This window comes from Bradyrhizobium septentrionale (genome assembly GCF_011516645.4).
GTDB lineage: Bacteria > Pseudomonadota > Alphaproteobacteria > Rhizobiales > Xanthobacteraceae > Bradyrhizobium > Bradyrhizobium septentrionale.
Genome location: NZ_CP088285.1, coordinates 5,412,375 through 5,424,850, shown reverse-complemented (window position 1 = coordinate 5,424,850; position 12,476 = coordinate 5,412,375). Strand labels below are relative to the sequence as shown.

The following is a 12,476-nucleotide window of genomic DNA, read 5'->3' as shown; positions in this document are numbered from 1 at the left end:
AAAATTTGGCGATAGCTCGCTCAACGCCATGCAGCAAGCACTCCACCGCTCCAGTCTGGTGCCGCGTGGGTTTGTTGTAGAGAGTGCGTACTACGAAGGTGATAAGGCCATTATTGAGATCCGGGCGTCCGGAAGCGTCGGTCTGTGTCCCTTGTGCGGAACAGTTTCCCGACGTGTCCATAGCCGGTATCGGCGACGCGTAACTGACCTCCCGCTTTCGGGGCGGATCGTACAGCTCCTGGTGGTCGCCCGCCGCTTCCGCTGCGACGCCGTTCTGTGCGGGCGCCAAATCTTTACTGAGCGCTTCGCCGAAGGGGTGCTGGCTCCATCAGCCCGGCGCACAGCGAGGCTGGACTCCATAGTCCATCACCTCGGTCTGGCGCTGGCGGACGACCGGCGGCAGGCTTCGCAAAACGGCTGATGCTGCCGGTGAGCAAGGATACGCTCCTTCGCGTGGTTCGACGCCGTAGCCGTCCACCAGCTGACCCGCTCAGGGTTATCGGCATTGATGATTGGGCATGGCGGCGCAATCACCGATACGCCAGCATCATCTGCAACCTGGAAAGGCGCCGGGTGGTCACCCTGCTGCCGGACCGTGAGCCCGCGACCGCCCAGGCCTGGCTCGCTGCTCATCCCACGATCGCGATCGTCGCCCGTGACCGCGGTGGAGCATATGGCGAAGCCGCGGCAAAAGCCCTGCCGCACGCGGTACAGGTCGCAGATCGTTGGCATCTGATGGAGAACGCCAGTCGGGCCTTCCTCGATGCCGTCCGAAAATCGATGCGCCAGATCCGCAGCGCAATCGGAGCAACGACGATCGATCCCGAGCTGCTAACAGCTGCGGAGCGTCTCCAATATGAGGGCTATCTCCGGCGCGAGGAGGCCAACGCGACCATCTTGAGCCTGTCGAAAGGTGGGATGTCGATCAAGCAGATCGTGCGCCAGACGGGCCACGCAGGGGGCTGGTGCGACAGGTTATCCGCGGCGAACGCCATGATGTCTTCCGGACCCGGGAGAGTTCTCTCGATCAGCACCTGCCATGGCTCGACGATCAATGGGCAGCCGGTTGCCGAAACGGCGCTGAACTTTGGCGCCGCTTACGGGCGCGCGGTTTCCGAGGCTCCCTTCGTGTTGTCGGCGAATGGACGACTCGTAGACGGCGGGCCGAAAAGACTGATGTCGAAACTCTTCATCGGATTCCATCGGCCAGAACGATCGCTCGCCTCATGACCGTCGGACGGGATACGCTATCGAAGGCAGAGACGGTGACGGTCGCGGCGGTAGAAGCTGGCGTGCCACCCCTGGTCGAGGCACGCGAAATCATCGCCGAATTCCACTTGATGATTCGGCGCCGAGCCGCCGGCGAGTTGTCACAATGGATCGAGCGCGCTCGCGCCAGTCTTGTCGCATCGTTCGCCCGCGGCGTAACGAACGATGAAGCGGCGGTTCGGGCGGCGATCACCTCGCCTTGGTCGAACGGACAGACTGAGGGTCAGATTACGCGCCTCAAGCTCGTCAGACGCCAAATGTACGGCCGTGGCAAAATCGATCTGCTTCAAGCCAGACTAATCGGCGCAGAATAAACGCAGCTGCACCAAAACTGCGACAGAGCCAAAATTGGAAGCCGATGAGGGGCGCATTGCCTCATCGAAAATGTTACCGAACAATTCCGCTGATGACTGGGGCGGCGTTACCGAATCAGGTCGGTGGCGCCAATGGCGAGCGGGATCAGCATGGGCGCAAGGCGCGAGGTGTTGGCCGTGGTGGCGAGGCGCTACCGTGCGGCTGGACGAGTTGAGAAGGGACGGATCCTTGACGAGTTGACAGCGACGACGGGTTGGCACCGCAAGCACGCGGTGCGAGCACTGTCGGTTGCCGGAAGGGACAGGCCCAGGCCACCACTGGACGAAGGGGCAACGAGCCCAACCGAACCAGCGACAAGTCGGCGACGCAAATACGCCAGCGTGCGCGACGCGCTGATCGCGCTGTGGGAAGCCTCCGATCGCGTCTGCGGTAAGCGCCTCGTATCGATGATCCCAGTGCTGTTGCCCGCACTCGAGCGGCATGGCCGGCTGAAGCCAACGAGCGCAGAGCGTGCGCTGCTGACAACTCTGAGCGCGGCGACGATCGATCGGATGTTGATCGACGTTAAAATTGCGGCTGCTGGGGGGCGCCGGCGGCGAGTCGGATTCTACTCGGCGATTCGACGCGAGGTGCCGATCCGCACTTTCAATGACTGGGCAAACCCGCCGCCAGGCTTTTGCGAGATCGACATGGTCGCGCACGGTGGGACCAGCGTCGCCGGCTCGTTTATCCAGACTTTGACCATGGTGGACATCGCAACAGGATGGACGGAATGCCTGCCCCTGGTGACACGCGATGGCAGCCTCGTCGTGGAAGCGATGAAGCGAGCGCAGGGCCTGTTCCCGTGGGTGATCTGTGGCGCCGACTTCGATAACGACAGCGCGTTCATGAACGACGTCGTCGTTCCATGGTGCCGAGCACAGAAGATCGAGGTAACGCGGTCACGTGCCTACAAAAAGAACGATCAGGCTTTCGTGGAGCAGAAGAACGGTGCGGTGGTCCGGCGGCTCGTCGGATACGGGCGCTTCGACGGGGTCGAGACGGCCCGCGTGATGGCACGTCTCTACGCGGCGGCGCGCCTGCTGGTGAACTTCTTCCAGCCGTCATTCAAGCTCAAAGAGAAGCGCCGCGAGGGTGCCAAGATCATCAAACGCTATCATCCGCCTGCCACACCATACGAACGTGCACTGGGGCACCCGAAACTCCCATCAGCGGTCAAGCGCCGTCTGCGCCACACGTATCGGACTCTCGATCCCATACAATTGCTTGCCACGATCCGCACGGCGCAGGAAGAGCTCGGCGAACGGATCGGCAAGCGCGGTCTTGCGAAGGTTCCCACCGTATCGCCGGCTGATCCGCTCTCGTTTGCCCGATCGCTCGGCACGGCGGCAAAAACCGCCGAAGTGCGGGCCACGCACCGCCGGCCGAAACAGCGATACAAAACGCGTATTCGCATGCCCTCGAAGCTCGATCCCCATCTCGCGATCATCGAGAACTGGCTCGCCGTCGAGCCACAGCTCACTGCACTGGCCATCGTGGGCAGGCTCGCCACGATCGATCCCTCGATGTTCAGCGACAAGCAGCATTCGATCGTTCAGCGCCTGCTTCGGTCCCTCCGGCGGAAGGTGGCGGAGACAGCCATCGTATCCATGCCCGTGGATGAAATACGGCCCGAGGCTGTGGACGGCGCTGCGTGTGATGAGCACTCCGCCCCGCCCACAGCCTCTCCACCGAGCTGGCCGCGGCTCGAGACCGGTCTGGGGCAGTTCGTAGACCTTCATCCCGGGTAACATTACTTCCTGAGGCAATACGAGGGGTCAAATTTGGAGGCCGATTGACACATCCGGTCAGAGCCATTTCAGCAGCAGCTCCCGCGACCGGCCCGTTCAGCGCGCTGGGTACCTCGATGCGGTTTGCCCGCAGCACCGAGATCTACGGCGAGGACGAGGACGCGGAGTATCTCTATCAGGTGATCTCCGGCGCGGTGCGGACCTACAGGATCCTGGAAGACGGACGCCGCCAGATCGGCGCCTTCTACCTGTCCGGAGACATTTTTGGTCTCGAGGCCGATGAAACCCACATATCTTCCGCCGAGGCGGTCTGTGAGACCCGCCTCGTGGCAGTGAAGCGCAGCGCGCTGATGGCCCGTGCCACCCAAGAAAAGGAGCTAGCGCGCCAGCTCTGGAATGCAACCGCGCGCGAGTTGCGCCGTTTCCAGGAGCATCTGGGTCTCCTGATCAGCACTACTCAAGAGCGGGTCGTCGGCTTCCTGCTCGACATGCAACGCCGCGTCGCGAAGAATAACGTCGTCGAACTGTCGATGTCACGGCAAGACATCGCCGACTACCTTGGTCTGACGATCGAGACCGTGTCGCGGACCTTCACCCAACTCGAGCAGAGCGGCGCGATTTCGCTGCCGACCTCGCGTCGTGTCGAGCTGCACAATCATGCGACGCTGAATCGTCTGGCTACGGCGTAGGAGCGCGAGCGGCCATCGCGACCAAAGCAACCACGAAAGCCGGCCGCGCGACACCCCACCAAAATGGGGGCCGCGAGCAGTTCACGAACACCAATTGCGGCGTCCGCGTCGTTCGAAGGCGCGCATCGCGCCCACATGACCGACTTCATTCGGGATCCGAAGTCGGGCGGCTGCGCGGCCGGCGTTCCGCCGACCAATCTGGGCTTCTGGCTGGTCGTTGAACGCCCCGGCACCATCTTGGCCAACGCAGTCCGGAAGGCCGCAAAGCTGGTGCGTCGGACGTAGACGATCCGGACGGCGCGTCTTCGGTTTGAGCTGGCGCAAAGTGTCGGCGTGATCCAGGCCATCGAAATAGGTGTTGGCGTAACCAACGAGCGCACAGCGTAACCACGAGCGCGGAAAGACATGACACGTAAACAACGGCGCCTGTGATGATCGGTAGTTCCCTCGCAGTCCTCGGCTTCGCGGCGGGACTGGTTCTCAGCGGGCTCCGTGATTCCATCGTGTTCTTCACTACACCCACGATGGCAGCCGAGCGCCACATCGGAGCGGGCAAGCGCTTCCGGCTCGGCGGATGTGGTCCAGCCGGGCTCGCTGGCGCGCAGGGCGGTCTGACGGCCACGATCAGCATCGCCGACGGAGGAGCCAGCGTCCCGGTCAGCTACAGAGGCATCTTGCCGGACCTGTTCAGGGAGGGACAGGGCGTTGTCGCGGAGGGCGCGCTCGACGCATCGAGCATGTTCCGCGCCGACCCAGTTCTGGCGAAGCACGACGAAACCTACATGCCCAGGGAGGTCGCTAATGTCTTGAAGAAGCAGGGCCATTGGAAAGCCGATAACCGGTGAAACCGCGGGGAGGACGCAAGCGTGGACACGATCCTTGTCGTCTTCAAACGTTTCTAGCTTGCTCGAAGTTGACCTGACGCAATGTTTGCGAACGCGACTTCCTGCAATGTCCGCCCAGAGGAAAGGCAGACAATGCACTCAGATCTCGCAAGACGATACGGACCGGACCGGCTCCCCCGCTGACACCAGCTATCCCACGGCTCCGCACTTCAATCCGACGATCCGCGAGGTTGACTACCGTCGATGGTTGAAGTCGATAACGCCCCGGCGACCCGCCTCGATCTACCTACATGTGCCATTCTGTCGATCCACGTGCTGGTACTGTGGTTGCCACACCTCGATCAGCAAACGCGACGATCCTATCGCCGTGTACGCGTCGGGTCTGCGTACCGAAGCGCACCTGGTCGCGGATACCATCGGTCATCGGCAACCGATCTCACACATCCACTTCGGTGGCGGCACACCGGCGATCATGACGCCGGACACTTTCGCCGACCTCGTCGGCGCGCTGCGCTATTCCTACTTCGTGCTGCCCGACGCCGAGATCGCCGTGGAGATCGCCCCGCGGACTTTGACCGAGCCCATGTCGGAAGCTCTGGGTTTCAGCGGCGTCAACCGCGTGAGCCTCGGCGTTCAAAGCTTCGATCCGGCGGTCCAGTGCGCGATCAATCGCCTCCAGAGCTTCGATCAGACTACCAGGTGCGTCGAATTGCTGCGACGCGCAGGAATCGGGAATCTGAACTTCGACTTGCTGTACGGCTGGCCGCTTCAGACGATGGACTCGTGCCTGGACACCGTCGCCAAGTGCATCGAGCTGAGCCCCGACCGGTTCTCGGTGTTCGGCTACGCGCATATTCCCTCGTTCAGGAAGTCACCAGCGCAAGATCGGCGAGGAAGCCCTGCCCGACAGCATCGAGCGTCACCTTCAGTCCGAAGCGATCGCGGATGCACTCGTCGATGCCGGCTACGTGCGGATCGGCTTTGATCACTTCGCCCTCCCCGACGATAGTCTCGCCATCGCACGACGGGAGGGGCGGCTACGAAGAAACTTCCAGGGCTATACCGACGATGTTGCGGACACGCTGATCGGAATCGGAGCAAGCTCCATCATGCCGCAAAGGGTTCGTGCAAAACGCGGTCGCGACCCGCGACTATCTCGAACGCGTCGCCGACGATCGGCTTGCAACCATCAAGGGCTACGCCTTCACGGAAGACGACCGCTTCCGCGCCGACATCATCGAGCGGCTCATGTGCGACATGACCGTGGACTTGTCCAGAATCGCTAGGTCGCATAATCGGGACCCGGGGACTGCCGTCGTCGACCGGGCGCGCTTTCTCAGTCTCATCGCGGATGGTGCCGTGACCATGAAGGACGATCGGATCTCCGTGAGCGACGGAGCCGAATTCCTGGTCCGTAGGTTGGCTTCCGCCTTCGACGCCTATCTGGCTCGATCCAGCGCGACCCATAGGCGCGCTGCCTAACGTCCAGGCTGATTATGACCTCAGAGCGTCCCTTCGACGGAGTGTTCTTACCGCTTCGATCCGCGACGTGCCGGCCCGCCGAAGCCGACACTCGACAGCCGGGGATCTGCTGATCGCGATCGCGTTCGTCCAGCCGTTGTGCGGCCCATGCATCGAGCACATTCGGAATCCTGTCCAACCACCGCCCCGACTTTTGTTGAATCCTTTTGCGCTAGCTCAAACTTCGACGGACCGGGTCGGGCTGAATACCTGTCACTAAGGCGAGCGCCCCATCCTCCTTGCGGTTGTCTCGATACAGCCCGCCCGATCCGCCGGGCTTCTTTTTCCCAACACGATGATCCGATTGCAGCTCGCCTGGGCCAACAAGGCTTATTCGGCCGGAACTCCGGCCAGGCTTCGCTCGAGCGCCACAAGTAGCTGCAAGCGGCCCACGATACCGACAACCCGCGCGTCACGAAGCACCAGCACCTGCGAAATCTGACGACTGTCCATTTCAGCAACAATCTCATCAACCGTTGCACACTCCTCCACCCAGACGGGTTTACGGCTCATAACGGCATCAACGCGGAGGGCTCGTGTCCGCTCGCGAACGAGCTTTCCTTCCTCTCTGCTGAGCAGCCATTCGAGCCAAAACCCTTCGGGGCAGTGCACACCGAGTTATCGCCGATGAAGGAAGTCGCCTTCCGAGATTACGCCGGCCAAAGATCCGGTCCCGTCGAGCACCGGTAAACCTCGCTGACCGGTCTCTAGCAACAGCCGCGCGGCATCAAGCAAGTGTGCTTCTGGCTTAATCGTCGCGAACGAGGTGCGCATTACGTCCATCGCAAACATGGCTAGCCTCCGTTGGGCTTGGTGGTTACGCTCGTAGCTTTGCACCGGCCGTCTGTTCGCGCCTGACACATGTCAATCGCGGCGCGGCGCCAAAACCGATCCGGATCAAGTACCCGAGAGGTGCGCTGGCCGTCCGATTGCGCTTCTTCGCTGGCCGAGGAAGGGGCCAGGTTCGGAACCTTGCTGATACTTATCCGGACCGACCATCCGGCTGGCGTCGCGATCTCCAGCCATCGACTGCTTTGCAAAACAAATGCCTTCTCGCTCACTCATGTCGATGCCGATGCCCACGTCACGAGCTTGCGCGCCAGCGCGCCAAAGGCCGTGTCGAAGGCCGCGGCGGCGTTAGCGGGCGCAAGGGTGTCGATCGTTCGGGCTTCCTCGAAGAGTTGCGCCGCCTTGAGGTGACCGTCCGGATCCACGATCTTGGCTGATAGTACGATAATCGCCTTCGGCTGAGGCCCAAGCGCGATCTCGAAGCGACGCAAGTCGATCAGAAGGCGCGATGCCCCCTCTACAGCTACAGCAGTGTCGGCGCGCAGGGGCGCATGTGCGATGTCATAGTTCTCGAAGCTCTGCAGCACCCGCGCCTGCACCAACGCCGGCAGACTATCGCTCCACTGCGCCCCCTCGAACCCTTGAGTTTCCTCATCCGGCGTGAACAGAAAGCGCTGAGTTTGCAGTCGGGTGATCGCGGTCGGCTCCGCTACGATCAGCGGTACGGGCAGGTTCGTATGGCGTTGCGCTCCAAAGCTGTCCGCCGCGCGAAGGTCGTACACCACTTTGCGCGGCGCAGGCGCTCCGCCGGTCATCCGCTCAAAGTCCCGCCACGATACTGTCGAGTTTCGGCGTGTTGCGCGCTAGTCCTTCGGCGAATGTGCTGAGATTGTCGATGGTGCTGTGCAGCGGTACGGCATTCTCGGACAGAACGGTATCCACCCGGCGTAGCGCATCGCGGGCAGCCTGCGTCATGCTCCGCCCCGCGCCCTTTTCGGCCACCAGTGGTTCGCGCGCCGGCGGCGCCTCGGGATCATCACCACCTTCCAGCGCGATCACCGGAACGCCGGTTATTCCCTGGAAATCAAGACCGACACGCGTGTCGCTATGCACCGGCGTGCGCTCGGCGACCGCGATCTTGGCGGGAACCTCGCGCGGGCGTTCTGGAACCAGCTCAAGGTCTGTGACCTCGCCAACGCGGATACCGTTGAAGAGAACGCCTGCGCCAACCAGGGCCCGGGCACCGGATCCGTAAAGACGAGCTGATAGGACTCCCGCTTGCCAATGCCGCCAACGTTGTTCAGCCAGTAGACGAAGCCGAATACGGCGACGATTGCCGACAATACGAATGCACCGATAACGATGTAGGGCGCGCGAATTTCCATATCTATCTCTACTGCCTAGGAGCCGAAGCCGACCGTCTGCGCTCGAGCTCCGTGAAAGTAAGCCTTGACCCAAGGATGGTCGGATCCGAGCACGGAAGACAGCGGGCCGACAGTTACAATCCGCCCGTCAGCGAGCGCGGCAACCCGGTCGCAGATCGCTTGCAAGCTGTTCAAGTCGTGCGTCACCATGAACACGGTGAAGCGAAGCGTCCGGTGTAGCGTCCGAATCAAGGCGTCGAATTCGCCCGCTGCTATTGGATCGAGGCCGGAGGTTGGCTCGTCCAGAAACAAGAGAGCGGGATCCAACGCAAGCGCCCGTGCGAGAGCCACCCGCTTCGTCATTCCACCCGAAAGTTCGGAAGGAAAAGTCTCCGTCCGCCCGTGTGAGGCCCACCATCTCGAGCTTGGCATCCGCGATCTCATCAAGGAGCCGTGGCGACAGGTGTGCATTTTCGCGTAGCGGAAACTGGACATTCTGTCGCGCCGTCAAGGCCAAGAAGAGGGCTTCCTGTTGAAACAGGATACCCCAGCGGCGCTCACTTTTCTCGCTCAAAGTCGATCTGCCCGCCGCGTTTCGGCAACAGGCCGACAAGGCCCGCATCAGCACCGATTTGCCGCCTCCCGATGCGCCAACAAGGCCAAGTATCTCCCCGTCCTTCACGTCAAGATTGAGATGGTTGAGGATCGTTTTGTTGCCGAAGCCAACCACCAGATTTCGGATATGGATCGCCGTGGAGCCAGCCATGACTACATCCCGATCGAAGCAAAAAAGACCGCGAACAGCCCGTCGAGCACGATTACAAGAAAGATCGATTTCACGACCGACGCCGTCGTCTGCTGTCCCAGCGACTCCGCGCTGCCCTTGACGCTCAGCCCCTCCACAGCCGCGCCGATCACGAGCGCCATGAACGGCGCCTTGATGATGCCGACCTCGAAATGCGTGACGGAAACCGCCTCGTGGAGGCGCGCAATGAAAATCGCGGGACTCATCCCGCCATAGAGCCAAGCGATGAGACCGCCACCATACAGCGCCGCGAGCGATCCGAGAAAGGCAAGGATCGGCAGCGCCACCACGAGCGCCAGGATCCGCGGCAGGATCAGGACCGCAACCGGATCGAGCGCCATGGTGCTGAGGGCATCAATCTCCTCACGCATCTTCATCGCGCCGATCTCAGCCGTATAGGCGCTGCCCGATCACCGGCCACCATGATAGCGACGATCAGCACCCCGATCTCGCGCAGCACGAGGATGCCGACCATGTCAACGACACAGGACTCCGCGCCGAAACGACTGAAATGGACAATCCCTTGCTGAGCGATGATGGCCGCGATCAGGAGCGTGATCAGCGCCATGATCGGCACCGCATGCCATCCCACCCTGCCGAGCTGATAGACGGTCGAAGTCAGCCGAAATGACCGCGGATGCCTGAGAACGCCGAGCAGCGCCATGCTGATTGCGCCGAGCATATGCAGCAAGGCCGTGGAATCGGTCGCCAGCCGTCTGCTGCCGCGACCGAGTTGGTCGAGCTTCGCCAGCAGAGGATTAACGGATCCGCGTTCGGCAGGCACGGAACGGTTCAGTTCGCGCACCTCTTCCAGCAGGTCGCCGTACGGACCGTCGGCACCGGTGAGGGCTGCTCTGGTTGCGCCACCGCGGGCCAACCTTTCAAGCAGCCAAGCCCCGACCGTGTCGAGCGCGGTGACACGACGCAGATCAATCGACCCGATGTCGGTGCGCGCGGCACGCTCGCACAGCTGTTCCAACTGCTCGACATTGGCAACGTTCCAGGCCCCGCATGCGGTGAGCACGTGCGGATCGTCTGCGTTCACTGTCAATGCCGGTACGTCAAGCAAGGGACCAACTCCGAGTTCACCGATCAGGCATAGGAGGCTGGCGGCAACGGTGTTTGACACAACGCAATTGGCTTCAACGGCCTCGAGGACGTTCTTGACGCAAATCAACGGCTTTGCGGGCCGAAGGCTTACGATTTGGCACGTTTTGGCCGACAGCACCGGGCGCGCTCAGGGAGATTTCGATGAATCGTGCGGCTTTCAAACCTCTGCAAAACACTGCGTTGCCGCACTCATTGGTCCGGCTCGAACGTGCACGCGAGCATGATTACCCCGAGGGCGCCTCCGCGATCGGCTATATCATCGTCGCCCCGCTAGACACAGCATCGCGAATCGATGTCGAGACCTGGAAAGCGCATCGCGAGGCCTGCCGCGTCGTTCGACAACGACCCGCCGAAGGCGATCAGCTTGGCCACCTTGTGCGCGGACCGAGCGACAGCTCGCGCTTCCACTACGACGTCGCCGGCGCAGCCGCCGATGAAGCCGGATATCATTTCGGCAACGAGCGCTTTCGGATCGGCGAATATGTCTCAATCCACGAGGCGGACGGCATGCATCCCTATCGGGTCGCGAGACCCGTGTCCGACTCACCAGGTCGTGCGCCAGGTTCATGTCGAGCGGTGGCAACGCCAGCGCCTTGTCGTTGATTGGGGTGAACGGCAGATCGTCTCTGTCGGCAGGATGGCGCCGACTTTCTCACGATTGCGGCGAAAGTTGGTATCCGGACACACGTCGCCGTATTCCCGTTGGATCAGGCGAATGACGCTCTAGCCCACCTGCGCGACGGCAAGCTCGTCGGCGCAGCCGTTCTGAAACCGTGATGACGCCGGCATCATCGACCGACGCGGACGAGGCAGGCCAGGCCGCCGCATTGTCGTTCCTGGCCGGCTCTGGCCCGCCGAACGTGCCAGTGCAACGGATCGACACCCATTGTTCGATCGTCTTTCTCGAACCTTCGCGCGTCTTGAAGGTCAAGCGAGCGGTCAAGCTTCCCTATCTCGACTACTCGACATTGGAGAAGCGGCGGCGCGCTTGCGAGGATGAGATTGCCATCAACAAGCTCTACGCCCCTCCATCTACCGCGGGATGGTGCCAATCATACGCGGGCGCGATGGTCCGGCAATCGGAGGGACCGGACCGGTTGTCGAATGGGCCGTCGAAATGGTTCGGTTCGACGAACCTAAGACGCTCGATTACTTGGCCGCGCAAGATTCTTTCGGGCCGGAGCTTGGCGAGAGCCTGGCCGCTGTTCTGCTCAAATCCCATCGGACAGCGGCCGGCGGCGATGGATCGCACTGGCTTGCTTCGCTCCCTCTCATCATCGATCGCAATTAGGCTTTTCAGTTAGTCCTACCGAGCCGGTTCTTGCATTTGCCGCCGCGCAAGCTCCTCGCTACAGCGGAAGCAAGGACAGCGCGCGACAGATCATCTCGCATATTTTTTCGACTTTAGCGCCTGTGGTCGTTTGTTTGTTTCGCTCACGAATTGCCCGTGGGGTACCGGTTCAAGGTTATGCTCGGCCTTCGACATGGTAAGTCCAGCCTACCTGCGAGATGTTCTGCATCCTTGTTGTTGCTTCGCGGAAGAGCAATAAACGACACCTCAAGACCGCCGTAAGCGTCTGAGCGAGCCCTGGCAGAGTGCGTTGGCGATGCTTCCAAGGTCGGCCACATACTCAAATCAAAGTCGAGCGGCATCTGCAGCGACCAGGTCGAGGCGGACCACGCAGGTTGCTGCCGTCCAGCTTGGACTATGTCCTGCGCCTGCTCAGGAGGAACCCCGGGCCACGGTGGGACATCTCCCACCATCAAACGCAGATCGTGATCGTAACCTTCCGGGAGGACCAATGGCCGACTGACAGCTCCCTGCGGCGCGCTGTGCTGCGCAGCGGCGTCCTCGGCGTACGTCGCGACCGCATGCGGCGCCGTGGCATCTTCGTAGCCGCTCGCCTGCATCATCGGCTGCGCCTGCCATGGCGATGCACCCTGTTGATGGGTGGGGGCCACCGACGTCAGCAGGCGAC

Annotated in this window: 6 protein-coding genes and 7 pseudogenes; 8 read left to right on the top strand and 5 right to left on the bottom strand. The window is 62.0% G+C overall.

Annotation, left to right across the window (positions count from 1 at the left end; genetic code table 11):
- Positions 1–28 precede the first annotated feature (28 nt).
- From HAP48_RS27660 to hemN, 6 genes and pseudogenes are all read left to right on the top strand, one after another.
- A pseudogene (locus tag HAP48_RS27660) lies at positions 29–1,583 on the top strand (ISL3 family transposase).
- 381 nt (positions 1,584–1,964) lie between these two features.
- Entirely contained in the window at positions 1,965–3,374 is a 1,410-nt protein-coding gene (locus HAP48_RS27655; protein ID WP_166209478.1) for an integrase catalytic domain-containing protein, read from the top strand.
- Between the two features lie 116 nt (positions 3,375–3,490).
- The gene (locus HAP48_RS27650) at positions 3,491–4,063 is read left to right on the top strand and encodes a helix-turn-helix domain-containing protein (protein WP_166208608.1); all 573 of its coding nucleotides are present in this window, start codon (positions 3,491–3,493) and stop codon (positions 4,061–4,063) included.
- A gap of 83 nt (positions 4,064–4,146) precedes the next feature.
- Positions 4,147–4,348: pseudogene (locus HAP48_RS27645) on the top strand (formylglycine-generating enzyme family protein); the annotation flags it as partial.
- Positions 4,349–4,468: 120 nt separating this feature from the next.
- Positions 4,469–4,899, top strand: a pseudogene (gene ccmE, locus HAP48_RS27640) (cytochrome c maturation protein CcmE); the annotation flags it as partial.
- A gap of 141 nt (positions 4,900–5,040) precedes the next feature.
- A pseudogene (gene hemN, locus HAP48_RS27635) lies at positions 5,041–6,390 on the top strand (oxygen-independent coproporphyrinogen III oxidase).
- Positions 6,391–6,759: 369 nt separating this feature from the next.
- Here hemN and HAP48_RS27630 read toward each other — a convergent pair.
- The 5 genes and pseudogenes from HAP48_RS27630 to HAP48_RS27610 all read right to left on the bottom strand — a co-directional run bounded on the left by HAP48_RS27630 (position 6,760) and on the right by HAP48_RS27610 (position 10,456).
- On the bottom strand, positions 6,760–6,942 hold the full coding sequence (locus HAP48_RS27630; protein ID WP_224496639.1) for a CBS domain-containing protein: 183 nt from the start codon (positions 6,940–6,942) through the stop codon (positions 6,760–6,762).
- A 105-nt stretch (positions 6,943–7,047) separates the two neighbouring features.
- A complete protein-coding gene (locus tag HAP48_RS27625; RefSeq protein WP_224496638.1) occupies positions 7,048–7,221 on the bottom strand; it encodes a CBS domain-containing protein in 174 nt (57 codons plus the stop codon).
- 269 nt (positions 7,222–7,490) lie between these two features.
- A pseudogene (locus HAP48_RS27620) lies at positions 7,491–8,603 on the bottom strand (ABC-type transport auxiliary lipoprotein family protein).
- Between the two features lie 15 nt (positions 8,604–8,618).
- Positions 8,619–9,348: pseudogene (locus HAP48_RS27615) on the bottom strand (ABC transporter ATP-binding protein).
- Positions 9,349–9,350: 2 nt separating this feature from the next.
- Positions 9,351–10,456: pseudogene (locus tag HAP48_RS27610) on the bottom strand (MlaE family ABC transporter permease).
- 182 nt (positions 10,457–10,638) lie between these two features.
- Here HAP48_RS27610 and HAP48_RS27605 point away from each other — a divergent pair.
- Together HAP48_RS27605 and HAP48_RS27600 are read left to right on the top strand one after the other, a co-directional pair.
- Positions 10,639–11,100 carry a hypothetical protein gene (locus HAP48_RS27605; protein WP_224496637.1) on the top strand — a complete coding sequence of 154 codons (462 nt, stop codon included), beginning with the start codon at positions 10,639–10,641 and terminating at the stop codon, positions 11,098–11,100.
- A gap of 173 nt (positions 11,101–11,273) precedes the next feature.
- A complete protein-coding gene (locus HAP48_RS27600; protein WP_224496636.1) occupies positions 11,274–11,801 on the top strand; it encodes a hypothetical protein in 528 nt (175 codons plus the stop codon).
- Positions 11,802–12,476 lie beyond the last annotated feature (675 nt).

What these genes read in the sequence shown, in the direction of transcription:
- HAP48_RS27650 (WP_166208608.1), top strand. Translation starts at nt 3,491, where the DNA reads ATGCGGTTTGCCCGCAGCACCGAGATCTACGGCGAGGACGAGGACGCG.
- HAP48_RS27630 (WP_224496639.1), bottom strand. Translation starts at nt 6,942, where the DNA reads ATGAGCCGTAAACCCGTCTGGGTGGAGGAGTGTGCAACGGTTGATGAG.
- HAP48_RS27625 (WP_224496638.1), bottom strand. Translation starts at nt 7,221, where the DNA reads ATGTTTGCGATGGACGTAATGCGCACCTCGTTCGCGACGATTAAGCCA.
- HAP48_RS27605 (WP_224496637.1), top strand. Translation starts at nt 10,639, where the DNA reads ATGAATCGTGCGGCTTTCAAACCTCTGCAAAACACTGCGTTGCCGCAC.
- HAP48_RS27600 (WP_224496636.1), top strand. Translation starts at nt 11,274, where the DNA reads ATGACGCCGGCATCATCGACCGACGCGGACGAGGCAGGCCAGGCCGCC.